A 24793-nucleotide genomic window follows, 5' to 3' on the forward strand; every position below is an offset into this window, starting at 1 on the left:
TACTATATTTATAACAGAATTATGTACCAGCTATGTTACAAAAATATTAAATGTGTATCACATTTTGTCTTATTTCAAATGAAAGTGTCTATTCTGTGGCATAACAGTGACACCATTTGCCATTATTATGGGGTTTGATAGTTTTGGTGTCAGGCACCAAAGATGTACATTTGTACGCTTGGTGAGGACATAATACGGTGTCACTTTCTATTTTTAGGATAGTATCTCGAAACCAAAAAAAAGAAGCCGCTGACACATGTATCAGCGCCTTCATTTAAAAAAACAGGGGGGTTTTTCATATATTGTACCCCGCTCTCTGAGTTTTATTCAGGTATTTGTAAATTTGTCATTTATTTGGGCAATGGACTTTATTCTACATCCGCTCCTGCTAAGATCAATAGCGTCGATACCTACGTAGACACCCTCTACTTCGGCCTCCTCTTGGATTTCCAGCTCTAATTCGGATGTAGAACCCTTCTACTTCGGTCTTCTCTCGAATTTCCAACTTTGATTCCTATGTAAGCCCCTTCTACTTCGGTCTTCTCTCGAATTTCCAACTCTGATTCCTATGTAAGCCCCTTCTACATCGGCCTCCTCCCGAATTTCCAACTCTAATCCCTACATAGAACCTTTCTACTTCGGTCTTCTCTCGAATTTCCAACTCTGATTCCTATGTAAGCCCCTTCTACATCGGCCTCCTCCCGAATTTCCAACTCCCCTCCCTACATAGACCCCTTCTACCTCCGCTTCCTCTTAAATTCCCAGCTCCAATCCCTACGTAGACACCCTCTACTTCGGCTTCCCCCTGAATCTCCAGCTCCACTCCCTACGTAGACCCCTTCTACTTCGGCCTCCCCCCGAATTTCCAGCTCCCCTCCCAACATAGAACCCTTCTACTTCCGCTTCCTCCAGAAATTCCAGCTCTAATCCCTACGTAGACACCCTCACCATCGACAAACCCCACAATCAAAAAGTCCAAACTCTAACAATGCCCCAAAATAAAATCCCCGGCACCATTGAAAAGATGCCGGGGTAAGGTGGGGATGCTAACGAGGGGGTCCTTGATTTTCTCTAGTATGTAAACCATAACGGGGGGAATTTATTAAAAACAAACCTCTCCGAGTAACTCAGTATGCAGGTCTGGGGCGCACTGGATTAACATAACGCAATTCAACGATGTAAGGGAATTTTTTCAGAAGGTAGTTGTGGATGTCTGGTGTAGATGAGAACGGGGCCTCGTTCCTTGCTTTCTAGCTGCTGCTCTCGAATGAGCCACTCCAACTGACTGACGCGTTTTTGCAGGCCATCAATATTTTTATTAGCATTGCCTACCATTTTGATTAAACTCTCAAGCAGCAGCTCTAACTTGATAAGATCGTCCTCATGTTTATCCAACTGGCACTTCCTCCTTTTCCGTCTCAGGGGTCACTTCAGGCTCATGAGGTTTACCGCCGCTTATGAACCGGATCGTTTCCGTAACGACTTCTGTCACATACACCCGTTTTCCCTCTTTATTGTCATAGTGGCGCGTTTGCAGGCGGCCTGTTAATCCGACAATCGTTCCTTTTTTACAATAGTGGCACGTATTTTCGGCCGCCTTACGCCAAATAATGCAGGGGATAAAATCTGTTTCAATCTCCCCATTGTGATTCCGAAAACTGCGATTGACCGCTAAGGTGATGTTGGTGACAAACGTTCCATCTGCTGTTGATTTTAATTCCGGGTCCTTGGTCAATCGACCGACAAGCGTAACCTGATTAATCATTTTTCCAACTCCCTATGAATTTGATGCCTTCATCATAGCGCCTGGGTTTAGTGGTTGTAAAACGACCAAATAACGATTATCAAGGGGGTATTTGTCGAAAAAATTAATTATTCTCGGGGATTTTGTCAAAAACCTACCTGACTCGACCAAATCTTAAGGCAATCACCACATGCGGGATTTATTTTTCGACATTTGCTTCTGCTCAACGTATGTTATAATTTAGGAAAAAATAAACAGGAGGTTCCTATGAAATCGTTTAAGTTATACTCACTGGATGTGGTGGAAGAGGGTGCGACCGTTGAGGTGCCCTTAGTCGATGGCTTGATTCTAAACAAGGAAGACGAACATTCCACCTGGCTGCTCGAGGCTTATACTGACCTGTCCCTCTATGATTATTTTAAAAAAATTTCGGAGCAAGACCGCGATCTTATTGTGGAAGCGGTGATTACGAAAAAGGAGAACGCCCCTGCCTATTTTCAAACCAAGATTAGCTCGTTGATTAAATTCGAAAAACATATCAGCGTCTTGTTCGAAGGGCAAATGCGCCGCAATAAAAGTGACTATTCCGAACTATTGCTCGAAAATCTGATGCAAAAAGGTCTGGAAGGCTCGGAGCTGCTGCAGGAATTCAAAGAAAAAATGCAAAGTAAACCTAAGATTAAAGTGAATCATCATTAACCAGTCGGCTGACTGGTTTTTTTATTATATAAAAATTTATCATTTGAGAAATGGCCAGCTCCAGCGTCCTAGCGGCTAAAATTTGACAAAATATTTCAATTTTTGTTGATTTTTTACTAAATTCTAGTGATACTTATAGTAGAAAAGAAAGGGGGGTTTTTTTTGGAAGGTTCAATAGGATTTATTATCAGTATTCTTTTTGCAGTTTTTTTGTTTATTGATGCACCGAAGCATAATAAAAGCCGCTGGCTCTGGGCTATTTTAGGATTTATTTTCGGCCCGATTGCCTTAGGTATTTATTTCATTAAAACTGGCCGGAAAGTAGCGGGCTGGATCATCGTCATTATCGCTATCATTCTTTACGTCATTCTTATCGTTGCTGTCGTGGCGTTAATAGCTGTGTTTGCTAACGGCGGTGGATTTTAAAAAGGGACAGGTTCGCTGCCCCTTTTTGCTTGTTATTCGTCTTTATTGTCACGATCTCTTGAGTCAATGTCGTCCTCGATCATATCTTCGCGAGGGGTATTCCTGTCTTTGGCATTGTCTTTGTCTGTAGGTGTATTTTTGTCCTCTGACTCAGGGTAGTTGTTGTTATTCATATTATCATCATCGATATTGTTGTTGTCCCCCAAGCCGTCATTGTTGTCATCGTTTAAGTTGTTATCGGCTGGATTTTGAATATTATTATTGGTTGGCGTTAACGGTTTCCGATTATCATCATTGTTGTTACAGCCAACAAGCACACCCGATAATACAAAACCAGCCATTAATAAAAATAACTTATTCTTCAAAATAAAAAACTCCTTTCATATTTAATCGACTCAGGTTTATATTCCCCAAGCTCGAAAAAATATTGACAAGAAGTTTTATCCAACATTTATTCCTTTTTTTCACCTAAAGCAAACGTGATCTCCGCTTCACAGGCGATTTCGCCGTCTACCGTTGCCACGGCTTTTCCCTTGCCAATTGGTCCGCGCACCCGCGTCATTTCCACTTCTAAGCGAAGCTGATCACCAGGCTTCACCTGCCGTTTAAAGCGGCAGCTATCAATTCCTGCAAAAAAAGCCAGGCGCCCGCGGTTTTCTTCTTTAATCAAAACGGCAACCGCCCCGACCTGTGCTAGTGCTTCCACAATTAACACACCAGGCATCACAGGGTAGTCGGGAAAATGGCCATTAAAAAATTCTTCATTGGCAGAAACATTTTTGATGCCGACCGCTCGTTTGCCTTCTTCTACTTCTAAAATGCGATCCACCAGCAAAAATGGATAACGATGGGGAATGATTTCTTTAATTTCATTTATATCAAGCATTTTTAGTACCTCCTACTAGTATCTGATATGTAATCTCTATTTTACTATTAATGGTACGCAAAAGGGAAGGGCTAATGCTCCCTTCCCTCTATTTCTTATTCACCAGGTCGATAATATGACCCCACGTGGATTCTTTGAACACATCTGCCACATCACCGCTGCCCAGCATGCCATAGCCCACCATAGCGCCAGTGATTGCACACACGACGACGAGGACTACCAACAGTACCAGCCGCAGCCAAATGGGAATTAAGCGAATCCGGATCCGTTTGATTTTATGTGGCGCTGCATCGGCCTGCTGCCCTTGGCTTTTGCCTTTGTCCGTTGTTTGTTGTCCCTGAGGCTTGGCTTTTGCCTTTTGTTTCTCCTCATGTTTGGATTTTTTATATTCTTCTCGCGTTTTTATTTGTTCTTGATTAAGATTATTTACATTCATCAATAATTCCCCTTTAACCGAATTCCACGGTGAATTCAGAGTTACTACATATTATAACCGATTTATTTTATAAAAATTGCGCTTATTTACAGTTGATTATCTCTATTATAAAAAATTATTCCTAAATGCACATGCTTTTTTTGCTGGAAAGTGTCAAACTTTGTAAAAAAAATAAAAAAAGTCCAATGTGGGAGGCCTGTACAGCCCCTCTCATTAGACTTTTTTTAAAAAAAAATCACCCAAATTTACGATTCGAAATACGATCGATGTTATCGAGCATGATTCCTGTGCCAATGGCGACGCAGTCCATTGGGTTTTCTGCCACAAGTACTGGCACTTTAAGCTCGTCAGCAAGGAGCGCGTCGATGCCGTGCAGCAAGGCGCCGCCGCCGGTTAAAATAACGCCGCGGTCAATGATGTCGGCGGAAAGTTCTGGCGGTGTGCGTTCGAGTACACTCTTAGCAGCTTGGACGATAACCGCAACGGACTCGCGCAGCGCGCCTTCCACTTCTTCAGAGCGAACGGTAATTGTGCGCGGTAAGCCGCTCACCATGTCACGGCCGCGGATTTCCATTTCTTCTGAACGCGAACCTGGGAATACAGTGCCGATGTTGATTTTGATATTTTCTGATGTACGCTCACCAATGAGCAACTTGTATTCTCGTTTGATATAGTTGAGGATCTCCATATCAAATTTGTCCCCAGCCATTTTAATGGAGGAAGAAGTCACGATATCGCCCATAGAAAGTACTGCAACATCTGTTGTTCCTCCCCCGATATCCACTACCATGTTACCGCTTGGTTGGAAGATGTCCATTCCCGCGCCAATTGCGGCCACTTTTGGTTCTTCTTCCAAATAAATTTTCTTGCCGCCGCTTTTTTCAGCTGCTTCACGAATGGCTTTTTGCTCCACGCTGGTGATGTTGGTTGGGCAGCAGATCAAGATGCGCGGCTTTGATAAAAAGCCTTTAACGTTCAACTTATTAATAAAATGCTTTAACATTGCTTCTGTTACATCAAAGTCTGCGATGACGCCATCTTTCAAGGGGCGAATCGCGACAATGTTGCCTGGTGTACGGCCGACCATGCGGCGGGCTTCTTCACCAACAGCTAAAACTCGGTTTGTATTTTTATCAATCGCTACGACGGAAGGTTCATTCAACACAATGCCACGGCCTTTTACGTGTATGAGTACGTTAGCCGTTCCTAAGTCAATCCCAATATCCCTTGCAAACATTCTCTTTTTAGTCCTCCTTGGAGACAAAATCCACTTACTTTTCCTAATTGAATATTGTACCATATCCTAGTTCATTTCCATAACATTTTCATGCCACTTTTGTGGAAATTTGTCGGAATAGAGGTTTTAAAGAGAATTCGTTTGGGTAATAGTAATAGTTGGACTTTTTACTCAGCACTTGGATAGCTTGAAAGTCCTCTTTTGGGGAGGACTCTTTTCGACTCTTGATTTTGGATTTTGGATTTCTGATTTCTGGCAAACCCTTTTGAAAAACAAATGGTGGTTTATTTTACTGGCTCGCCTTCCTTTTCTTCTTTCTGATACTTCATTTTGGTGGCTTCTCCGCCCCTGAGGTGACGGATTGATTTATGATAATCTAGGATTTCCTTAACCTCGTTTGCCAGCTCCGGATTAATTTCCGGCAGTCTTTCTGTCAAATCCTTATGGACTGTACTTTTGGATACGCCAAACTCCTTCGCAATAACGCGAACCGTTTTCCTCGTCTCCACGATATACTTTCCAATCTTGATAGTTCTCTCTTTGATGTAATCGTGCACACTCTCGCCCTCCCTAATATGGATGTGAGTAGTGTGAAATGAGACTCGTCTATCACTTCGACTAATTCCGCTTCCGTGTGGTTGATTGGATAGTGGTGCAAGATAAGTTACAACAATTTGCAAGTTGTATATGTCAGTTATGGTGTCAGGCACCAAGAAAAGACATTGTCCACCCTGAATGGACACAAGCTTACATTTGCATTTAACGTTCACACGGCAGAAAGTTTTTACTCTCTGATAATACAATGAATAATCATGTCCCCGGCTGAATACCCGCTAACTTCAAACGATTCCTCACCTCAAACACTCTCTTTGTAAAGGTTTGTAACCATTTTATTAGCTTGGATACGGGTTTATGCACAAAATACTGAATAGGGACAAGGTGTGAACAGAAGTTTTTTGAAAATTGGACAATTTTATTTTTTTCGACATTTGGAGAAACCCATGTGTCCCAAGGGCTGGCGCCTGAAAATAAGCATATTGCGAAATTATTTCCTAAGAAATTTGTCGAGTGATTTTTTCTACAAAATATTATTCGGTGGTAGTATTTTTGTTTTTTTTGGCTTGAAAAAGGTGTTTAAAGGAAAACAATTTAGAGGAGTAAGGTCAAAATTTTTATGGTCCTTTACGGAATTTTTGGGTTTATCATGCAGGGTAGTAAAGTTATTATATACTTATTGTATGTTGGATTAATTCGTTATTTGAAAGGAATTAGAAACGTGACCCCATTTACTGAACAGGTTATTGAGATCATTCAAAGTATCCCGGCTGGCAAGGTCGCAACCTACGGCCAGATCGCAGGACTTGCTGGAAGCCCTCGTGCAGCACGACAAGTGGTTCGCATCCTCCATTCCATGAGCAAGAAGTATCACCTGCCCTGGCACCGTGTCATTAACGCTAAGGGCCAAATCGCTCTTCAGGATGATGAATCCTATAACGAGCAATGGCTCTCGCTTGAAGCAGAGGGCGTACAAGTAGGCTTGCATGGAGTCATCGATTTAGAGAAGTTCCAATGGCAGCCCCGCCAAAAACAAAAACGGGTGCCTGACACCCATAGCACTACGTAAATAGTGTTATAGGTGTCAGGCACCCAACATTGATTATTGCATTTTCATAAAGACGTTTTTGACTAATTTTGCTGGGACTAGGGAGCCGCCGCGTCCGAGGACATTTTCTACCATCATGGCGACGATTATGTTTGGTGAGTCGGCATTATAGGCGATGAACCAGCCATTTTCCACACCGGCCACCCCTTGCTTTTGCTTAATTTCCGCTGTACCCGTTTTGCCTGCGAGCGGGATGCCCGGGATTTCCACGGAATGCGCTGTCCCGCCTGGGTCACTGACAATCTTTCGAAGATCTGCCGCAATCAACGCTGCGTGATCAGCAGAGACCACTGCCTCCTTCAGCACCTGCTTCTGTGGCTCATCGGCTAGTAGAACGGGTTTGATCATATTACCGCCATTTACAAACGGTGTATATGTGCTTAACAAATGAACAATACTCATCTGTACCTCACCCTGTCCATAACCAGAATCTGCAAGGGCAATATCATTGCCTAGTGTTCCCGTCACTGATTTTTCAAGCGGGAATGCATAAGGGAGCTCCTCATCAAAGCCAAACTTTTTCAACCCATCGACAAAACCTGTTTTGCCAATTTCCAACGCTGCCTGTGCGAAATAAATATTATCCGAGAGGACCAGCGCTTTTTCCAGGTTAACGGAAGAGGCGTCATCGTGGACCCGTGTCACAAAGTACCCGCCCCATGATTTATCCTTTTGCCACTGTTTCCCGAGGATTGGCACCGCCTCCCCTGGATTAATGGACCCGCCCGTCAACCCGACTGCTGCCGTCAACGGCTTCATCACCGAACCCGGCGCATAGGCCTGCTTAAAGCGTGTCGAGAGCGGCTTCTTCGCATCATCTTGAAGCGCCTTCCACTCGTCTGCACTAAATCCAATCACTGCCTGGTTCGGGTCAAAAGACGGACTGCTGACTAGCGCCAGTGTCTCACCCGTCATTGGATTGAGCGCCGCAGAGGTCCCCGCCTCCCCAGCCATCTCAGCAAACACCGACGACTGCAAATTGGCATCAATGGTCAGCTTCACATCCTTGCCATCTTCCACTGGCTTTTCAGCGAGCACCACATCCTCAGCACCCTCTGCCTTCTTTTTAATCACTACCTTCACGCCGCTCGTGCCCTTTAGCTGCTCATCCAGCACTTGTTCCAGGCCGCGCTTGCCAATGACATCCTGACTCGTGTAGCCCTTGTCTTTCCGCTTCTCCAGCTCATCGGCCGTAATCGATCCCACGTAGCCAACCAGCTGTGCCGCTGCCTGACCATACGGATAAACACGTGCCCCGACCTTGCGCGTTTGTACAGGCTCAAGCGCCACCAGCTGCGCGACTCGCTCCTGATCGTCCATTGACACCTTCTTCAGCGGTACAAATAGCCCCGGCTTCACCCAGCTAGCACCGAGCGCTTTCGTGATCTGCTCCGGTGTCATTTTTAATAAGGGCGCTAATTGCCCAAGGATGGCATCATCCACCTTGCCGGCCACTACCCCGACTTCATACACCTGGCCATTGACCGCCAGCCCATTTCCATCGCGGTCGAGAATCTCGCCGCGCTTTGGCGCCGTTGTGCTCAAACCAATCGTATCGCCTTCCTTCAATTCTGGAAAAATGTATTCCGTGTTCCAATCGACATACCAATTCTTCTTTTTGTCTCGTTCTTCCGCTTTTAATGTTGCTTTCTGTGTAAATTTAATCGGTCCTGCGATGCTGTTCATGTTTGCGGTAAAAGAATACTGGGCTTGTTCCTTTTCGCCCTGTTTATCTTCTTTTGGTTTTTTGAAGTTGATCTTGAGGTCTTTGATTTGAAGGTCATCATAGATTTTCTGATAGCGGGTGGTAAACTCCTGTTTGGTGATGTCCTCTTTTGCATCAGTGGAAAGATAATCATACATCTTCGCAAATTTCTGTTGATTCCATAATGCTATGTATTCTGACAATCGCTCATCCGGGGTCGGTTCCTTACTGCAGCTCGCGAGCACGACGACAAAGAGCAGAAAAAGAAATCCTACTATTCTTCTCAAAACCCATTCCTCCTTTTTTTACCATTCTATCATATATTTACCGATGGTGTCTGTCACCCTTTGCACTTCCTTGGTATTACTAATGGTGCCTGTCACCCTTTGCACTATAAACACCATGTCCAGAAGAAACTTTAATAGTTTTTCCCCTATTTATTCATAGTTTGTTCATATTTAGTGGGTAAGCTATATGTATTCACACTTATTACGACCCCCTTTACTTGATCCGGCCACGTGCCGGATTTTTTTTGCCCTTATGCATTAAACCTAGCAAGTGCCAAAATCATGTTTGTGATTTGTTGAGCATAAATAGTTGTCCCTCTATGAACAGCAATGTTTATAAAGGGGGTCAGACAGTTTTCACTACCCGTTTAGTCCCTCATCTACTCTATGAAGGACTTTTCTTCTCTATTCTTTCCCCACTAGTCCTTCATCCACTCACGAATGTACTACCATGATAGTACTATTGGTGCCTGACACCAATAGCACCAATAGCACCAATAGCACTATCACTACCATAAGTAACTCTATTTACTTTGTTGTTCGGCGGCGAAAGTGGATCCAGATTTGGTTTTGTTGTTGTTCCATTTTATGGCCGCGCCAGCCGGCTGCGAACTTTTGTTGTTGGGCGGCAGTGTCTGCCATTGGGATGAGGACTGTTTCCTGGCCGTCAGGCAGATCGGCCTCCACCTCCCCCTCCGCCGCTGCCAGGTCTTTCACAAAGACGTATCGGAGCAGGCCGCCGTATTTTTCTTTTAATGCCGCCAGCTGCATGCCCTGGGCAAATTTATCTTTTAGGCTGGGAATGTTAAAGGGCGCCACCGTGCAGCAAACATAGCGGTAAGAATGACCGCCCTTCTCCTGCTCCTTCATAATCAGCTCTGCTAGTGTTTGTTGAAGTCGATTGCCGCGATAGGCAGGAAGAACATTGGAAATTTCTTGATAAATAACCTGGGAAAGCTCGCTTTCGTCCAATCCGATATCAAGGCCTAAATGCTCCTCATCAATAGGCGGGACAAGCAGTGCCCGAAAAGCGATTAATTCGTTCCCGACAAATGCCCCAATCATCAAGCCGTTTCCGTCCAGAATATAGTGGAACTCTTCTTCAGATAAGGGCTGTAAAATATTTTTATTGTCCAAATCGGCGACCACCAGCTCTTGAACCCGCAAAATTGCGGTCAAATCCTCTCCCGTTAACCTGCCGACCCAAAATGGAACAACCGTCTCCTGCCCGTCTTTCTTAATCGCTCCTTCATACAAAACATTCATATCCAAATCCCCCTTGCCTCTAGCGAACAACGTCCTGAAACGCCGTTAATTCTGCCAATATGTCTTCATCCACGTCTACGCCTAATCCTTCTTTTTCTGTGAGACGGATAAACGGCACATCATAGCGTAAATTGCCGATATCCTTCGCAAATTTTAACGGTCCCGTCAACTCGACGCTCGTGATAATTTTTTTTGAAAAAGCCACATGGTAACCGGCAGCCGAGCCAACCGACGATTCTACCATGGAGCCAATCTGGCACTCGATCCCGGCCATCTCCGCTTGGGCAGCCAATTTTACCGCAGGATAAATCCCGCCGCATTTCATTAATTTAATGTTCACTTTATCAGCCGCCCGCTTGATAATCACTTCTTTCATCTCACGCGGCCCTTTTAGACCCTCGTCAATCATGACAGGTATCGTTGTTTTTGCCTTAACCTCGACTAATCCATCGATATCATCGGCAGCAACGGGCTGTTCGACCCAGTCAATCGCACACTCCTCTAATTGCTTTAGGGCCACCAGGGCGGCCGCACTATTTTTCCAGCCCTGATTCACGTCAACCCGAATGGCGATATCGTCTCCAACCCGGCGGCGGACTGCTTTTATTCGTTCCACATCCGCTTTCACGGTTGTACCGACTTTCATTTTAAAAGAGCGGTAACCCTGTTCTACCTTTGTAAAAGCTTCATCCGCCATGCTTCCTGGCTCGCCAATACTTAGCACATGGGTAATCGGAAATTGGTCATGGTAGCGGCCGCCAATCAGCTGGTAAACAGGCTGATGCAATTTCTTCCCCATGATATCAAAGCAGGCGATATCAAGTGCAGCTTTTGCTGTCGGGGCCGTGTAGATGACATGATCCATTAGGTCATGAATTTTCTCCATTTCGAGCGGATTTTTCCCAATCAAAGCGGGACCAAGTGTATGTTTAATAGTGTGAAAGATTCCTTCCCATGTTTCACCGGTTACATGTTCATCCGGTACCGCTTCACCGTAGCCTGTAATCCCCTCATCCGTTTCCATCTTCACAATAACAGATGGCATCGTGTCATAAGAATGATAGCTGATCACAAAGGGATCGATTAAAGGTAATTGAATCGCATATAAATGAATTGCTGTAATTTTCATTCTATTTCTCCTTTTATGTTTACAGATTTTAGTCGATTTGATATATTGTCGTTAAATAGACGTTTAATGGAAAGAGGTGTCCTATGAGTACAAAAATCGCCGTCATTGGTTCGGCTGAATTTATCGATGAATTGAATACTGTTTCCTCCCAGCTCGCTGATATTGAAATTGAGCCCTATATTTACCAACAACCGCAGGATGCCCCTCAGCTTGTTCGAACAATGAAGCCTTGCGATGTCATCTTTTTTTCAGGGGCGCTGCCTTTCTTTTTTTCAAAAAACGAACGCGAATCCTTGCCCATTCCCTCACTTTATTTTGCAACGGATGAACTTTCCATCTCTTCGTCCCTGCTATCAATCTTATATACGAAAAAAATCAGCCCTGAACGGATTTCGATTGATATTATTGATAAAGCGGTGGTTTCAAATGTGTTTGAGGAGATCCATTTGACGGTAAAACCGTTACAAATACTAGATTATCGCAAGATGGTAGAAACTGATTTTGATCTGACCCGTATTGTAAACTTCCATTTGAATCATTGGAAACAGGGGACAGTCGATATGGCCTTAACCAGTATCCATGCCGTTTATGACCGCCTGCAGGCATTAAACGTTCCATCCCTTCGTGTTACCGACCCGAAGATTTCGTTGCTAAAAGGCTTGCAGGCTGCAAAAAGTCAAGCGGAGCTATACAAAAGCAAGGCTTCCCAGGTGGCGGTTGGGTATGTGTCGGCGCCCTCGATGCCAGCAGAGATCGACCGCTTCGCCCATAAACTGAATGCCCCCTCGCAAAAGCTCGATGAAAACCTGTTTGCTTTGTACAGCACGCGCGGGGACATCGAGGCCCTGCTGGAACAAGACATTGATTTTTTAAAAAATATCACAGCTGGCTTTGGCTATGGTGCTACGACAACGGATGCCGATCAAAATGCCAAGGTTGCCCTGCGCTTTGCTGAAAAGGAGGAAAAGGACAGCTGCATCTTCATCCTGACAGAAGAAAAAGAACTGCTGCAGCCATTTGCCCATAAAAGAAAACAGCACCGCTTGAAGAATGATGATCCCGCCTTGTTCGAAATCGCCAAGCAGACGAAATTAAGTCCGGCCAATCTTTCCAAACTGATTGAATTTAGTAAATCCCGGCAAACGGTGCCATTTACGGCCGCGGATTTAGCTGCTTATCTTCAGGTCACCCGGCGGTCCACTGAGCGGATTTTAAAAAAACTCGGCGACCATGGCTACGTAAAAATTGTCGGTGAAGAGATGACCTATCAACAAGGCCGGCCGAGAGCCATTTATCAGCTTGTTTTACCAGTTTACATGTAGAGGTTTCCCCAGCCCAGCGATAAAAGAAAGGAAAGTTTGCTTTCGGCAGACTTTCCTGTCCTTCCACACTTTTACTTACACGACCCTTTTTAAAAAGCTCTTCAAGCGATCGCTTTTTGGATTACTGAATAAGTCGGCCGGCGGACCTTGTTCCTCGATGACGCCGTCAGACATATAAATCACCCTGTCTGCTACTTCCTTGGCAAACATCATTTCATGCGTCACCACAAGCATCGTCATGCCTTCTTCGGCTAAATCCTTCATAACCGAAAGGACCTCACTGACAAGCTCTGGGTCTAGTGCAGATGTTGGTTCATCAAACAGCATAATTTTCGGATTCATTGCCAGCGCCCGGGCAATCGCTACCCGCTGCTGCTGTCCCCCAGAAAGCTTGCGCGGGTAGACATCTTTTTTATCCTTCAGTCCGACCTTATCTAAAAGGGCTTCTCCCGTTTTGATCGCTTCTGCCTTTGACTTTTTTAAAGCATGCACGGGTGCTTCAATAATATTTTCTAACACGGTCAAATGCGGGAATAAATTGAACTGTTGAAAAACCATGCCTACTTCCCGGCGAATTTGCTGGATACTTTTTGCCGAATAATTGAGTTCAATTCCATCAATTTTCACCTGGCCGCTTGTTAAGGTCTCCAATCCATTCAGGCAGCGAAGAAGTGTACTTTTCCCCGATCCGCTCGAACCAATCAACGCGATGACCTCACCAGGATATACCTGTAAATCAATCCCCTTTAACACCTCAAGCTGGTGGAAACTCTTATGCATATTTTCAATTTCAATAATGGGGTGAAGACGGTCTTTCACCTTATTTGACACAATAAAGCCCTCCCATGGCTAACGTTCACTGACTGCCAATCGAAATTCAATTTTCCGCAAGAAAAATGAAAGGATGGTCGTCATCACTAAATAGAATAGTGCAGCCGTAATATAAAATTCGATAAAAGCATAGTTGGTTGAGGCAAATCTCTGCGACGTCATCATCAATTCAGACACCGTGACAAGAGAGGCAAGTGATGAATCTTTTAATAATGTGATTGATTCATTGCCAATTGCCGGGAGGCTGACTCTTAATGCCTGTGGAAAAATAATCCGCCGCATGATTTTCGGGTAGCTCAATCCCAGCGACTGAGCCGCTTCCATTTGTCCCTTTGGAATCGATAGAATCCCGCCCCGTAATATTTCCGCAATATAAGCCCCCGCGTTAATGCCAAGTGCGAGGACCGACGCAGAGAACGGATCCAGTTCAATTCCTATTTGCGGTAATCCGAAATAAACTAAAAATAATTGCACCAACAGGGGCGTTCCCCGGAGTGACCAAATATAAAAACTTGCAAATAAGGAGAACGGCTTAAATTTCGAAATCTTCATTAAGACGATGATGATCCCCATGATTAATCCCAAGATAATCGATAGAATGGAAATCTCTATTGTCAAAACGGATGCCTTTAGCAGAAAGGGAATATATTCTTGTACAAGCGAAAAATCTAACATATTTTTGCTCCTATCGGATGTCTTTATTGAACCATTTTTTGCTGATTGCCTCGTAGCTGCCGTCTTTTTGCATTTCTTTAATGATTTTATTGATTTCTTTGCGAAGCTCGTTATCGTCTTTACGGATCGTCATTCCTGCCAACTCCGTATTCAGCAGTCCATCCACAGCCTGAAAATCATATTTTCTATCAATAATAATTTTAGCTCCCACGCCTTGGTCTGTTGCTACGCCGTCAAGTCTTCCTGCTGCCAAGTCCTCAAACGCAAGGAAATCATTTTTATATAATTTAACATCGGCCCCGTTCTTGGTTGCCATCTCAGACGCTGTCGTCGAAATTGTCACGCCAATTTTCTTTCCTTTCATTTCGTTTGGTTCTTTAATCGAAGAATCTTTTGGAACGAAAAGTTGATTACCAGTTGTAAAATACGGATCACTGAACGATACTTTCTTCTTTCGTTCTTCGGTAATGGCCATATCAGAAATGATAATGTCAAACTTTTTCCCTGTTAAAGCAGGAATCATACTATCCCATGGAGTTGGCACAAGTTTTGCTTTCACGCCAAGTTTTTTGGCCACTTCATTCGCAATATCCGCGTCAAATCCCTCTAACTGATTTTTATCGTTGATAAAGTCGTACGGAGGATAAGCACCCTCCATCGCAATCTGAATTTCTCCTTTATCCTTAACGGCTTTAAGCGTGCCGCCATCTGCAGAACCACCACTCGTTTCCTTGCTGCCGCATGCTGCCATGATGATCATTAAAAAAACCAAACCCGTTGCCAATATCCATTTTTTCATCAATATTCACCCCTGTTTATTTTTATTCATTAATTGTCGTTAAATAGACGTTTATATTATAGTAAAACAAACCTATATGGGCGTCAATGCAATTTTCTAACTTTTCAAAAATTAATATTATGCCCGACGAATTGTTTCCGCTAGGATCTGTGCACCGTGGTCGAGGATCGCACGATTGAAGATCATGTTGGGATGATGTAATCCTGGCTGCAGATCACACCCGATGCCAATCATGGTCGCTTTCAATTGCGGTTTTTTTATTGTATAAAAATGAAAATCATCGCTGCCAGGCGTGACCACTGGTGCTGCAAGGCCGCTGTCTCCAGCCATGTGACGGATCGCCTGTTCCGCAATCGCTGCGGCTTCCTCTGATACCTCTGCTCCTGGTGTATAATCGGTCCACTCCCACTCGATTTCAATATCGTAAAGAGATTTTATCGCGTTCATCCCTGCTTCCATTTTCTCTTTGAGCTGGTTCAAGATGTCATTCTTCTGCGCCCGCAGATCAAAGGCAAACTCAGCTGTTCCGGGGATAATGTTCACATTGTCGCCCCCCGCCATGATTCTTGTCAGTTTCGCCGAATACGACTCAGACGGTGAAAAATAAAGGGACTTCGCAAATTGGTACAACGCCATTACAGGGTCAATCGCATTCTTTCCTTGGTGCGGTCTCGCTCCATGTGCATCGATTCCGATGATTTTCCCTTCAAGGAACATACAGGCCCCGTGATAGATAGCAGGAGCGATTTTTCCATATGGCAGTTCGTCGATTGGCCGGAGGTGCACCCCAAACAGATGGGTTACCTTTTCTAATGCACCGTGCTCTACCATTGCAATCGAGCCGCTCCCTTTTTCTTCAGCCGGCTGAAAAATAAAGCGGATTTTTTTGTTTAAGGGCTGCGGCTGATTTTCCAAATAGAGCAAGGCTCCAAGAACCATTGACATATGGGCGTCGTGCCCGCACGAATGATTTCCCTGCCAGACGCCATCCACCTCCTGCCATAATGCGTCCATGTCTGCCCGGACGGCAACCACGTCTTCTCCTTCACCAATCTCAGCGATCAAACCTGTTACATCAGAGAAACGCTGGCTGGCCACCCCAAGGCCTTCCAAAATCTCTGCAATTTTGTTGGTGGTTCTAAATTCCTTCCAGCTAACCTCTGGATTCGCATGAAAATCCTCAAACCACGTCAATATCTGTTTTTCAAAAATACCCCCCACGCAAAACACTCCCATCCAAAAAAGTAATAAACAAATAGTACAACAATTCTATCTATTCAATCAACTTAACTTTTAAATTATGTTGATAGTATTAAGCTCGATTGTGAAACATTGAACAATAATACATATGTAAAAACAGTACTATCGGTGTCAGGCACTATTTCCACTATTTTGGTGATACTATTGGTGCCTGACACCGTTTCCCCTATAAATAGCCAAACTACATTAGAAACAAAAAAAAGAGGAAAGTGTTGATTCCCCTTCCCCTTTGTTACGTCTTATGAGTTTGTGTTTTTTATTTTGTTTGTTGATTCGTCGTTTTTGCTTGGCGTTCCGGAAGCTGGGTCTTCAATCTTTTTTTCATCTTCCTTAGCATCTGGCGTTTTGGACGACTCTTTGCTATCATCGGAAAGTGTGTCTTCTTGTAAAGCACTCAACGATTTTTCAAAATAGTTTGTTGGGTTTACAGCTACACCGTCTTTACGAATTTCAAAATGCACATGGGTTCCAGCTTTTTCATTGAACAAGCTTAGTCCAGCCTTGGCAAGAACTTGTCCCTGTTTGACTTCATCGCCAACCTTGACCTTGATGTCTTTTACGGATTGATATTGTGTTACAATACCTTTGTCGTGCTCGATTTCAATGACGTTGCCAAGGGTTGCGTCTTCTTCCACACGTGTGACGGTTCCGCTAAGTGATGCGGTTACATCAAAGCTTTCGCCTTTTTTCGTAGTGATATCGATCCCAGTGTTCGGCACATACGTATTATTGTAGAATACTAATGCTGCCTCCTGGTCTGCTGCTTTACCTTGGAAATCATAGAATTTCGTTTTCACAACTGCTTCATCGGCACTCGTCACAGGCATTTTGAAGTTTTCCATTGCTTTGTTAACTTCAACTGCTGGTGTTTCATTCTTTTTACCGCTCAGGTCAGTGGCTTTATAATCGAACTTATCTGTGTCACTGCTGCTTGATTGGTACCAAAGAACTCCGGTTAAAATGATTGCTGCACTTGCGATATAGATGGCTGGAAATACCCAACGCTTTTTGAAAAAGCGTTTTGCGCTGGAACTTTGAGAAGATCGTTTGTTTTCTTCCTCTCTCATTTATCATCACCTCAGCAATCATTCTGAACAGATAAGTAGAATTATATACACTAGTCAAAAAAATTTTTTAAAAAGTTATTTTTCAACAGTGTGTATGTTTTTATGCATAAAGTGTTGAAAAAAATTTTCGGAGGTGTTTGTCATGAAGTATGTATTGCGGATCCTGCCGCTTCTATACATGGCAGCGGTGTTCATTATGTCGAGCCTGCCATCCAATCAATTCGTGGAATTGCCGGATTCTAAGCTCGACCACACGATGAAGGAATCGCTCCATTTAATAGAGTTTGCGATTTTGTATGTTTTACTAGTCTTGGCGTTCTTAACGCGCCAATCAGCCTTTACACCTGCGTGGAATGTGGCCTGTGCCGTGTTTGCAGCCTTGTACGGCATCAGTGATGAAGTTCACCAATCCTTCTACTCCTACCGCTCAGCGTCCTGGTTTGACCTTGTCAAGGACTTCACAGGGATTCTCGTGAGCTTTTACTTTATCAGGGGTGCTTTATTTAAAGGGAAGTTTGCGCGGCTTGGCCGTATGCTGGAGCGCGTGCGGGTATTATAAGAACTGTTATGGACCACTGCCACAAATTGGCGGTGGTTTTTTATTCGTCGAGCTGATAGTAGACTCGGTTTTTAAAGTTACCTGTAAAAGGTAAATTCATGGAGGCTAACAGTTTACCTGAGGCACGAATGGAATCGATATGAAGAAAGACCCGAAGCTCTGCAGTGGTAATCGTGGGTTTGATTAAAAGAAAATAATCATTGATCGCAGCAATATGAGCGGTTTTAGACTTCGCGTTACACTTTTGGCAGTGCCAACCCCCATATTGATAAGCCATCGGTAAAAATTTGCAGGTAGGACATGTTACTCCAGTTTGAATCTCTTTAGGAGATAGGTTATAAGGTTTCAGCACATCTGGATTTTCCGGAGCGTGTTTATTAAGGAGAAGTTTTTTCAGTTTGCGCAGCTCTTTTCCATCCATCCTATCCACCTTATTCAGTGTCGCAATCTTTTCAATCTTGTCTAGCAACACCTCACTATTGCAAATATGAGGGGTGACATCTTCATTGTTTGGGTCGGATAGAATGAGGGTTTTTTCATTGGTGTTAACAAAGAGGTAATGAACGGGGATATTGGCGCACTTATGTTCCGCAAACCAGGCCCTCAGCTTTTGCGCTTGCAGTTTAGCCTGTAAAACGGGGTTCTGAATCCTTTCTTCTTCCCCGTTCTTTTTACACGTCACCTGATGAAATTCCTTTTCAAAGGTAATTTCCCCGCTTCTGTTTTTTGCCTCAAGCACCATGGCAAAGGCTGCACACAGAACAAGAAAGTCGATTTGGAAAAAGAACCCCTTATAGGAGAGGCGTAATCCGTGAAAAATGACATATTTTGTCTCAGACAGCATGCTAAGGTAGAAGTACAATGATTTCTCTCCCCGCTGACCAGCGAGCCTTCTTTTATATTCATTGGTGATTTCAGGCAAAGCTGGGTGATCCGCAGGCAATCTCCCGTCAAGCAGTGCGTCTAATTTCTGAATTCTTATAGAATGATTGCTGCATTCTTCAATCAATCCCATCACTCCTTTCTTTTTTTTGTTTTTCTCTTGACTACGCCATCTTTCCTGCAAAAATCGACATAAAGTTATGTCTGTTTTATGGAATTTTTGCGGAGGTGTTCATTTACTTTCCGGTTTGAGTCGTTTACTTTCCTGTTTAGAGGATTTACTTTCCACTTTTCCTGTTTTACTTTCCGGTTCGGGACATTTACTTTCCGCTTTGAACCTTTTACTTTCCGCCACCAAAAAAGCCAGGCACAATCCATGCCTGGCTTCTACTATTTCTGCGCCGTAATGGTCGCGATCATATTCTCTGCGGAAGTAATCTCCACACCTTGATAATAGTGCTTCACGATTTCTTTATAATCAGAGCCTTCCTCGGCCATTCCGTTCGCGCCGTACTGGCTCATGCCGACACCGTGACCGAATCCTTTAGTGGTAATCACAATGTTGTTCCCTTTGCGCTCCCAGGCAAAATCGGAGGATTTCAAGTCTAATTTATCACGAATCGCCCTTCCGGTTAACACCTTGCCATTAAAGTCCACTTGGCCCACTCGCTTTCCTGCCGTACGGGCAACAATTTTTCCAATCGTAGATCCTGAACCAATTTTCACACCCAGCTTGGACTCAAACTCTTTAACTGTCAGCACCTTTTGATTAGAGAATTTCGGAGACTTTTTATCCCATGGACTTGAGACACTTCGTAAATAAGGAAAACTACCAGACCAGTAGTCTTCTGAGTTTTCCGTGTAGCCATTCCCTGTGGAAAAAAACAACGCGTCAATTGGCTTTCCCTCGTAAGTCAGAATTTGCCCGCTAGTTGCTTGAACTGCTTCAACGACTTTTTCTTTTTTCCAAGAATAATCCTTACCCCAGTCCCGTCTCATTTCCTCATCATTCATATACACTTGGTGGATTTGCGTGTCCGTCACCTGTGCGCCCTTTGGCACGCCCATCGTATCCTTGCTGATTAAACGGTTTACGATATAGGTCCTTGCCGCTAAAGCCTGTGCCTTTAATGCTTCTTCCTTGAATTCGGCTGGCATTTCGGCGGCTACCACGCCAATCAGATAATTCTCTAAAGGTACCTTTTCAATAACCTTCTGTGATGAACGAAACACCGCTACTTCTACCGCTGTATCCGCGTCTACTGTAGAAGTCTTTTCTTTCGCTGAGGCCTTTTTTAGCTCTTCCCCTAATTTTCCGCTCGACTGCTGCCCATCCGAAAATGGTAACACCAGGACTGCGGGAACGATTAAGGTCAAGGCAATGAGAAGTGATGCTACTACGACGAGTGGTTTGATATTTTTCATGAAAGTGCCTCCAGTTTGTAAAATTCACAGCCAGCACGAACTGCCAGGATGCGTCTCAATTCATACATATGGAGGCGGACAAGCATTTATTACATATTTTTGGGGAGATTCATCAATTTGGTTGGTGCTTGCGTTGGTATAGGTGTTGGTGTCAGGCACCGATAGGAATGCTAACAATGTAGTAATGCTGTAATCAAAGTAAATAGCTGATTAACGGTGCCTGACACCCATTGCACTATATTAGTGATGAAAACTCCGTTTACTTTTTATACTCAAAATCCAGGCAGAAACCAACTAAAAATCCAGGCGTTTGAGCCTGGATCTGGTCATTTTTCTTTCCCTTTTCGTAAAGAACGTCCTTCTTATAGTTGTTCCCCTTTATTGAAGTCACTTTTAATTACCTTTTTAATGGAACATCCCTCTTACTTTCCGCATTGAACATTTTACTTTCCAGTTTCGGAGATTTACTTTCCACTATTCCTATTTTACTTTCCTCTTTTGAACATTTACTTTCCGCTTTCTCTACTTTACTTTCCACTCCCAAAATCTATGCAGAAACCACTTAAAAATCCAGGCCCCAGCCTGGATTAGGTCATTTTCTTTCCTTTATCATAGAGTGTCCTTTTTTGTAGGATGATTCCCATTATATGAGTCCCATATTAATTACCTTTTTAATGGAACATCCCTCTTACTTTCCGCTTTGAACATATTACTTTCCAGTTTCAGAGTTTTACTTTCCACTTTTCCTATTTTACTTTCCTCTTTTGAACATTTACTTTCCGCTTTGATCCTTTTACTTTCCATTAGCCCAAACCAACCAAAATGCTCAAACTAAATAACACCTTAACCAAGTTCAAAAGCTGACAAATGGTGCCTGACACCACGAAAGCCACAAACAATGGAATAACACCACACCATAAACAACGCAGCAACTCACCTCACCAAACAAAAAAACCAAACAAAAAAGCCCCTAAAAGCAGCAGTCAGGTCTGATATCAGACAACTCCACTCTATAAGGGACCTCTTATTTAACCTACATCTATATTAGGCATTTAAATCAGAAACGAATTTTGGAACTTCGGCAAAGACTTCGTCTGCTTCCTTCACACGCTCGATGTCAGCGCCTAACGCCGCCAACTTGCCGTGGAAGTTCACATAACCGCGGTCTAAGTGTTTCAACTCGGTCACGCGTGTCACGCCTTCCGATACCAAACCAGTCAAAATCAATGCAGCCGCTGCCCGAAGGTCGGTAGCTGATACCTCAGCGCCTTGCAGGTTCGCTGGACCATTTAAAATAACCGAACGGCCTTCAATTTTAATATCTGCATTCATGCGGCGGAACTCTTCCACATGCATGAAGCGATTCTCAAACACCGTTTCCGTAATCATTGACGTGCCTTCTGCCTTAAGCAGCAACGCCATCATCTGCGACTGCATATCCGTTGGGAAACCTGGATGCGGCATCGTTTTGATGTCAACAGCCTTCAAATGATCAGGACCAATGACGCGAACGCCATCCTCTTCCTCATAAATCTCGACGCCCATCTCTTCCATTTTTGCAATCAATGAAGAAAGATGTTCTGGAACTGCGCCTTTGACCAGCACATTTCCACCCGTAATCGCCGCAGCTACCATAAACGTACCTGCCTCAATCCGGTCAGGGATAATCGCATGATCCGCACCAAACAATACATTCACACCTTCAATTCGAAGCGTTCCCGTACCGGCACCCTTCACCCGTGCACCCATCTTATTCAAGAAATTCGCCAAATCCACAATCTCTGGTTCTTTTGCGACATTCTCGATAATCGTTGTACCCACCGCAAGAGTTGCTGCCATCATGATATTCTCAGTAGCCCCAACACTTGGGAAATCCAAATAAATCTTTGCACCTTTTAAGCGGCCGTCAACCTCCGCCTCAATAAAGCCGTTTCCTACCTTCACCTTCGCACCCATGGCCTCAAAGCCCTTTAGATGCTGATCGATAGGACGAGATCCAATTGCACAGCCGCCAGGCAATGCCACACGTGCCCGGCCATTGCGGGCGAGTAATGAACCCATAACAAGCACAGACGCACGCATCTTACGAACATACTCAAACGGCGCCTCTTCTTTTAACACTCTGGATGCGTCAACAACAACTGTATTATTTTCAAATACCACTTCAGCATTTAGGTTGCGTAAGACTTCATTAATTGTGTATACATCGGAGAGTGTCGGTACATCACGTAACACACTTTTTCCGTCACTTGCTAATAATGTTGCAGCGAGAACAGGTAGAACGGCATTCTTTGCACCTTCAACTTTAACCGTTCCAAATAACCTTTGTCCGCCGCGGACGATGATCTTTTCCAAGAGTATTCCCCTCCGCGTCCATTTTCTCTATATTAATATTCAATCGTAATGATAGGGGTTCCAACTACCACAGTAGTTTGAGCGCCCAATCCTTCGGAGCGTATACCAATTTGTAAATTCATGCTATTTTTTTGATGATCAATCGAGCCTGCAAACAACGGAGATTTCGCCGAAACAGACATGAAAGACTCCTCTTTTAACGCTTCGATTTCTTTTCCATTAAATCTTGACAACAGCCTTCCCATTGTAGTAGGTAAAGCCTCATCAATCTTATCACTGAAAACGCCTTTCATACAAGAAAAAACTGTAGGATTTCCACGAAATATGTCAGAAAGCCTATTTTTAAATGTGTCTGTAGTGAAAAAAGACTTGGACGCCTCATTCCACTCAGTACCAGTAACCCTATATACTATATACGCATTTACAGGTTGTTTTGTGTGGGTTGCCATAATTTGAAGCGATTCTTGGTGGTTTTTAGCAGGAGAAACTGCAGTCACTTCCCATTTTTGGTTCGTATTCGTCACAGTCCATTTCCAATCAGGAAACATCAACCGAAGCCCATCCGCGTACTCCTTCACATCCTCAACACTCTTCATGTCCAAAACATGCTCCCGTGCATAAAAAGTCCAACCATCGAGCAAAATATCCTCGGCTTCTAAAACAGCGCCGATTTTCGCTAAATCATCAGTACCTTTTGGAAAAAGCGACAAGTTGCCGTCGGAACGTTCTTCCGCATTTACAGAGCTGGCACCTACGGCGCCCATACCCTGCTGGCGAAAAAAGTCTTGGCCGTCACGGAACACCTTGTCAGCGCGAACAAAATTCGTTTGATTCCCTATCACAACCAGAATGACACTTACAATCAAAAGCATATATAGAAAAATCATTACATTTTTTTTCATCTCTACTCCCCCTCCCTACCATTGTTGCCAGGGAGTGTGAGCGTGATACTTGGGAAAAGTCGTCACTTTTAGACATTCTTTTTTTAAAATGTAAATTCATTCACCAAATTTGGGACAAACTTAGCTTTCCACATAACCTCGATTGTACTCAATTAATCAACAAATGGGAACATGTAAGAAGACCTAAATTTTTTCCATTATTGTAGAATCAGTGGTAATTGCCGCGACCACCCAAGATAGTCAAGGAAAAAGTTACTAACAGACGACCCGATGAAAATGGCTAATAATATGTATAGTAAGCGCGCCTGAAAAACGTGATTCGGCTTTAGCAGCTTCTCAAGCCTGACTGCCTGTAGGGCCCACCAGGATAAGGCAATAAACACCAAATGAGATAAAATACTAATTAACGCCATTTGCCCGAAGTCTTCCATCGATCTGCCTCCTTTTCAACTCACCCAACATTCTATCACACAGACGCGCAAAAGTCCGAAAAGTTACATGAAAAGGTTAATTTTGGAAAATTGCAATAATTAACGGCCGATTCGTTTAGATTGTTCCATCCCAGACCCGATTCAAATTTAACGGAACGTACACCTTGTCCCCATTAATTTCTCGATGAATAATCGGCTTCTCAAAGTGTGGTTTCCTATCGCGTTTCTCCTGAGCGGTATGGCGAGCAACTTTTCTCCCACCCAGTAATGTCTCTAAACTTTGCTGTGAAAACTTCATTTGATTCACCCCATTATTTTTGTTTAAAAAATGGAGGGGAATCCCCCTCCATTATGATGCAGAAGCTACAACGACGACCTTACCATGGTCCAGTTCTTCCTCAAATCGCTCGGCATCCTCTGTCGATAATCCCAGTGACTCGAGCTTCGTGCGGAGCTCATCGCCCCTTGTTCGGAACACGTTCGCGATTGAATCAAGAACACCTTGCTCTTCTACACTAATATCGTTTATATCAAGCGCATCCGTTAAATCCTCTGAACGTCTTTTATCATGGGCCAATAAGTAAATGTCGTCCTTGTCAAACCCGCCCATGATCAATTGTTCAATTTCCTTTCGAGCTTGTACGCCATTTTCTACTAATTTTACAACTGCCATGTTACATTCCTCCTTATGTGATTTTATTAGGTATATAACCACTCCTCAAAAACTTAAAACCTCTTTTTCTATTAAGTTATTACTGTAAGAAATATGGGTATATATCTCCCAACATACAATTAATGGAGGTGTTT

27 protein-coding genes are annotated in these 24793 nt (G+C 43.8%); 5 read left to right on the top strand and 22 right to left on the bottom strand.

The window, feature by feature from the left end:
* Nucleotides 1-1170: 1170 nt before the first annotated feature.
* Both AC4E8C_RS23550 and ssb read right to left on the bottom strand, forming a co-directional pair.
* Nucleotides 1171-1395 carry a hypothetical protein gene (locus AC4E8C_RS23550; protein WP_490209048.1) on the bottom strand — a complete coding sequence of 75 codons (225 nt, stop codon included), beginning with the start codon at nucleotides 1393-1395 and terminating at the stop codon, nucleotides 1171-1173.
* The gene (gene ssb, locus AC4E8C_RS23555) at nucleotides 1388-1765 is read right to left on the bottom strand and encodes a single-stranded DNA-binding protein (RefSeq protein ID WP_490209049.1); all 378 of its coding nucleotides are present in this window, start codon (nucleotides 1763-1765) and stop codon (nucleotides 1388-1390) included. The genes AC4E8C_RS23550 and ssb overlap by 8 nt, the downstream gene beginning before the upstream one ends.
* Nucleotides 1766-2011: 246 nt before the next feature.
* Here ssb and AC4E8C_RS23560 point away from each other — a divergent pair, with 246 nt between their 5' ends.
* The gene (locus tag AC4E8C_RS23560; protein WP_490209050.1) at nucleotides 2012-2443 is read left to right on the top strand and encodes a YwpF-like family protein; all 432 of its coding nucleotides are present in this window, start codon (nucleotides 2012-2014) and stop codon (nucleotides 2441-2443) included.
* Nucleotides 2444-2605: 162 nt separating this feature from the next.
* On the top strand, nucleotides 2606-2869 hold the full coding sequence (locus tag AC4E8C_RS23565) for a hypothetical protein (RefSeq protein WP_490209051.1): 264 nt from the start codon (nucleotides 2606-2608) through the stop codon (nucleotides 2867-2869).
* 32 nt (nucleotides 2870-2901) lie between these two features.
* Here the strand turns inward: AC4E8C_RS23565 and AC4E8C_RS23570 are convergent, their stop codons facing one another.
* The 5 genes from AC4E8C_RS23570 to spoIIID form a co-directional block, all read right to left on the bottom strand.
* The gene (locus AC4E8C_RS23570; protein ID WP_490209052.1) at nucleotides 2902-3234 is read right to left on the bottom strand and encodes a hypothetical protein; all 333 of its coding nucleotides are present in this window, start codon (nucleotides 3232-3234) and stop codon (nucleotides 2902-2904) included.
* Nucleotides 3235-3320: 86 nt separating this feature from the next.
* Nucleotides 3321-3755 carry a 3-hydroxyacyl-ACP dehydratase FabZ gene (fabZ, locus tag AC4E8C_RS23575; protein WP_490209053.1) on the bottom strand — a complete coding sequence of 145 codons (435 nt, stop codon included), beginning with the start codon at nucleotides 3753-3755 and terminating at the stop codon, nucleotides 3321-3323.
* Between the two features lie 88 nt (nucleotides 3756-3843).
* Nucleotides 3844-4191 carry a DNA-directed RNA polymerase subunit beta gene (locus tag AC4E8C_RS23580; RefSeq protein ID WP_490209054.1) on the bottom strand — a complete coding sequence of 116 codons (348 nt, stop codon included), beginning with the start codon at nucleotides 4189-4191 and terminating at the stop codon, nucleotides 3844-3846.
* Nucleotides 4192-4426: 235 nt separating this feature from the next.
* Nucleotides 4427-5428: a rod shape-determining protein gene (locus tag AC4E8C_RS23585; protein ID WP_490209055.1), complete on the bottom strand. Its 1002-nt coding sequence runs from the start codon at nucleotides 5426-5428 to the stop codon at nucleotides 4427-4429.
* 284 nt (nucleotides 5429-5712) lie between these two features.
* Nucleotides 5713-5985, bottom strand: coding sequence for a sporulation transcriptional regulator SpoIIID (gene spoIIID / locus AC4E8C_RS23590; RefSeq protein WP_199421232.1), 273 nt, complete (start codon nucleotides 5983-5985; stop codon nucleotides 5713-5715).
* A gap of 719 nt (nucleotides 5986-6704) precedes the next feature.
* On the opposite strand from spoIIID, the gene AC4E8C_RS23595 reads away from it, so the two are divergent.
* Nucleotides 6705-7052, top strand: coding sequence for an MGMT family protein (locus AC4E8C_RS23595; RefSeq protein ID WP_490212642.1), 348 nt, complete (start codon nucleotides 6705-6707; stop codon nucleotides 7050-7052).
* Nucleotides 7053-7085: 33 nt separating this feature from the next.
* Here the strand turns inward: AC4E8C_RS23595 and AC4E8C_RS23600 are convergent, their stop codons facing one another.
* From AC4E8C_RS23600 to AC4E8C_RS23610, 3 genes are all read right to left on the bottom strand, one after another.
* Nucleotides 7086-9083 carry a penicillin-binding transpeptidase domain-containing protein gene (locus AC4E8C_RS23600; protein ID WP_490209056.1) on the bottom strand — a complete coding sequence of 666 codons (1998 nt, stop codon included), beginning with the start codon at nucleotides 9081-9083 and terminating at the stop codon, nucleotides 7086-7088.
* 528 nt (nucleotides 9084-9611) lie between these two features.
* The gene (locus tag AC4E8C_RS23605) at nucleotides 9612-10349 is read right to left on the bottom strand and encodes a GNAT family N-acetyltransferase (protein WP_490209057.1); all 738 of its coding nucleotides are present in this window, start codon (nucleotides 10347-10349) and stop codon (nucleotides 9612-9614) included.
* Nucleotides 10350-10368: 19 nt separating this feature from the next.
* Nucleotides 10369-11478 (bottom strand): mandelate racemase/muconate lactonizing enzyme family protein, encoded by a 1110-nt coding sequence (locus tag AC4E8C_RS23610; RefSeq protein WP_490209058.1) that lies wholly within the window; start codon nucleotides 11476-11478, stop codon nucleotides 10369-10371.
* Nucleotides 11479-11561: 83 nt separating this feature from the next.
* Here AC4E8C_RS23610 and AC4E8C_RS23615 point away from each other — a divergent pair, with 83 nt between their 5' ends.
* A complete protein-coding gene (locus tag AC4E8C_RS23615) occupies nucleotides 11562-12800 on the top strand; it encodes a transcriptional regulator (protein ID WP_490209059.1) in 1239 nt (412 codons plus the stop codon).
* Nucleotides 12801-12875: 75 nt separating this feature from the next.
* Here AC4E8C_RS23615 and AC4E8C_RS23620 read toward each other — a convergent pair whose 3' ends face one another.
* The 5 genes from AC4E8C_RS23620 to spoIIQ all read right to left on the bottom strand — a co-directional run bounded on the left by AC4E8C_RS23620 (nucleotide 12876) and on the right by spoIIQ (nucleotide 17432).
* Nucleotides 12876-13598, bottom strand: a complete 723-nt coding sequence (locus tag AC4E8C_RS23620; protein WP_490212643.1) for an amino acid ABC transporter ATP-binding protein — start codon at nucleotides 13596-13598, stop codon at nucleotides 12876-12878.
* Between the two features lie 51 nt (nucleotides 13599-13649).
* A complete protein-coding gene (locus tag AC4E8C_RS23625; protein WP_490209060.1) occupies nucleotides 13650-14306 on the bottom strand; it encodes an amino acid ABC transporter permease in 657 nt (218 codons plus the stop codon).
* Nucleotides 14307-14316: 10 nt separating this feature from the next.
* Complete coding sequence (locus AC4E8C_RS23630; protein ID WP_490209061.1) at nucleotides 14317-15105, bottom strand: transporter substrate-binding domain-containing protein; 789 nt, start codon at nucleotides 15103-15105, stop codon at nucleotides 14317-14319.
* A 117-nt stretch (nucleotides 15106-15222) separates the two neighbouring features.
* Complete coding sequence (locus tag AC4E8C_RS23635; RefSeq protein WP_490209062.1) at nucleotides 15223-16326, bottom strand: amidohydrolase; 1104 nt, start codon at nucleotides 16324-16326, stop codon at nucleotides 15223-15225.
* Between the two features lie 278 nt (nucleotides 16327-16604).
* Entirely contained in the window at nucleotides 16605-17432 is an 828-nt protein-coding gene (gene spoIIQ / locus AC4E8C_RS23640; protein WP_490209063.1) for a stage II sporulation protein SpoIIQ, read from the bottom strand.
* A gap of 142 nt (nucleotides 17433-17574) precedes the next feature.
* On the opposite strand from spoIIQ, the gene AC4E8C_RS23645 reads away from it, so the two are divergent.
* Nucleotides 17575-17991 carry a VanZ family protein gene (locus AC4E8C_RS23645; protein ID WP_490209064.1) on the top strand — a complete coding sequence of 139 codons (417 nt, stop codon included), beginning with the start codon at nucleotides 17575-17577 and terminating at the stop codon, nucleotides 17989-17991.
* Nucleotides 17992-18031: 40 nt separating this feature from the next.
* On the opposite strand, the gene AC4E8C_RS23650 is transcribed toward AC4E8C_RS23645, so the two are convergent.
* The 7 genes from AC4E8C_RS23650 to AC4E8C_RS23680 all read right to left on the bottom strand — a co-directional run bounded on the left by AC4E8C_RS23650 (nucleotide 18032) and on the right by AC4E8C_RS23680 (nucleotide 24659).
* A complete protein-coding gene (locus tag AC4E8C_RS23650) occupies nucleotides 18032-19000 on the bottom strand; it encodes a nuclease-related domain-containing protein (RefSeq protein ID WP_490209065.1) in 969 nt (322 codons plus the stop codon).
* A 263-nt stretch (nucleotides 19001-19263) separates the two neighbouring features.
* The gene (spoIID, locus tag AC4E8C_RS23655; protein ID WP_490209066.1) at nucleotides 19264-20298 is read right to left on the bottom strand and encodes a stage II sporulation protein D; all 1035 of its coding nucleotides are present in this window, start codon (nucleotides 20296-20298) and stop codon (nucleotides 19264-19266) included.
* Nucleotides 20299-21342: 1044 nt separating this feature from the next.
* Entirely contained in the window at nucleotides 21343-22653 is a 1311-nt protein-coding gene (gene murA / locus AC4E8C_RS23660) for a UDP-N-acetylglucosamine 1-carboxyvinyltransferase (RefSeq protein ID WP_490209067.1), read from the bottom strand.
* A 32-nt stretch (nucleotides 22654-22685) separates the two neighbouring features.
* Nucleotides 22686-23555, bottom strand: a complete 870-nt coding sequence (locus tag AC4E8C_RS23665; RefSeq protein ID WP_490209068.1) for a YwmB family TATA-box binding protein — start codon at nucleotides 23553-23555, stop codon at nucleotides 22686-22688.
* A gap of 197 nt (nucleotides 23556-23752) precedes the next feature.
* A complete protein-coding gene (locus AC4E8C_RS23670; RefSeq protein WP_490209069.1) occupies nucleotides 23753-23986 on the bottom strand; it encodes a DUF1146 family protein in 234 nt (77 codons plus the stop codon).
* 115 nt (nucleotides 23987-24101) lie between these two features.
* Nucleotides 24102-24284, bottom strand: a complete 183-nt coding sequence (locus tag AC4E8C_RS23675) for a hypothetical protein (RefSeq protein WP_490209070.1) — start codon at nucleotides 24282-24284, stop codon at nucleotides 24102-24104.
* A gap of 51 nt (nucleotides 24285-24335) precedes the next feature.
* Entirely contained in the window at nucleotides 24336-24659 is a 324-nt protein-coding gene (locus AC4E8C_RS23680) for a YflT domain-containing protein (RefSeq protein WP_490209071.1), read from the bottom strand.
* Nucleotides 24660-24793 lie beyond the last annotated feature (134 nt).

This window comes from Neobacillus sp. SRL179 (assembly GCF_984799095.1).

Bases quoted from the DNA above. Each gene is read 5' to 3' on its own strand.
- spoIID (WP_490209066.1), bottom strand. From the start codon at position 20,298: ATGAAAAATATCAAACCACTCGTCGTAGTAGCATCACTTCTCATTGCC.
- AC4E8C_RS23585 (WP_490209055.1), bottom strand. From the start codon at position 5,428: ATGTTTGCAAGGGATATTGGGATTGACTTAGGAACGGCTAACGTACTC.
- AC4E8C_RS23625 (WP_490209060.1), bottom strand. From the start codon at position 14,306: ATGTTAGATTTTTCGCTTGTACAAGAATATATTCCCTTTCTGCTAAAG.
- spoIIQ (WP_490209063.1), bottom strand. From the start codon at position 17,432: ATGAGAGAGGAAGAAAACAAACGATCTTCTCAAAGTTCCAGCGCAAAA.
- AC4E8C_RS23605 (WP_490209057.1), bottom strand. From the start codon at position 10,349: ATGAATGTTTTGTATGAAGGAGCGATTAAGAAAGACGGGCAGGAGACG.
- AC4E8C_RS23680 (WP_490209071.1), bottom strand. From the start codon at position 24,659: ATGGCAGTTGTAAAATTAGTAGAAAATGGCGTACAAGCTCGAAAGGAA.
- AC4E8C_RS23630 (WP_490209061.1), bottom strand. From the start codon at position 15,105: ATGAAAAAATGGATATTGGCAACGGGTTTGGTTTTTTTAATGATCATC.
- AC4E8C_RS23665 (WP_490209068.1), bottom strand. From the start codon at position 23,555: ATGAAAAAAAATGTAATGATTTTTCTATATATGCTTTTGATTGTAAGT.
- AC4E8C_RS23645 (WP_490209064.1), top strand. From the start codon at position 17,575: ATGAAGTATGTATTGCGGATCCTGCCGCTTCTATACATGGCAGCGGTG.
- AC4E8C_RS23675 (WP_490209070.1), bottom strand. From the start codon at position 24,284: ATGAAGTTTTCACAGCAAAGTTTAGAGACATTACTGGGTGGGAGAAAA.
- ssb (WP_490209049.1), bottom strand. From the start codon at position 1,765: ATGATTAATCAGGTTACGCTTGTCGGTCGATTGACCAAGGACCCGGAA.
- AC4E8C_RS23670 (WP_490209069.1), bottom strand. From the start codon at position 23,986: ATGGAAGACTTCGGGCAAATGGCGTTAATTAGTATTTTATCTCATTTG.
- AC4E8C_RS23615 (WP_490209059.1), top strand. From the start codon at position 11,562: ATGAGTACAAAAATCGCCGTCATTGGTTCGGCTGAATTTATCGATGAA.
- AC4E8C_RS23560 (WP_490209050.1), top strand. From the start codon at position 2,012: ATGAAATCGTTTAAGTTATACTCACTGGATGTGGTGGAAGAGGGTGCG.
- AC4E8C_RS23610 (WP_490209058.1), bottom strand. From the start codon at position 11,478: ATGAAAATTACAGCAATTCATTTATATGCGATTCAATTACCTTTAATC.
- fabZ (WP_490209053.1), bottom strand. From the start codon at position 3,755: ATGCTTGATATAAATGAAATTAAAGAAATCATTCCCCATCGTTATCCA.
- AC4E8C_RS23580 (WP_490209054.1), bottom strand. From the start codon at position 4,191: ATGAATGTAAATAATCTTAATCAAGAACAAATAAAAACGCGAGAAGAA.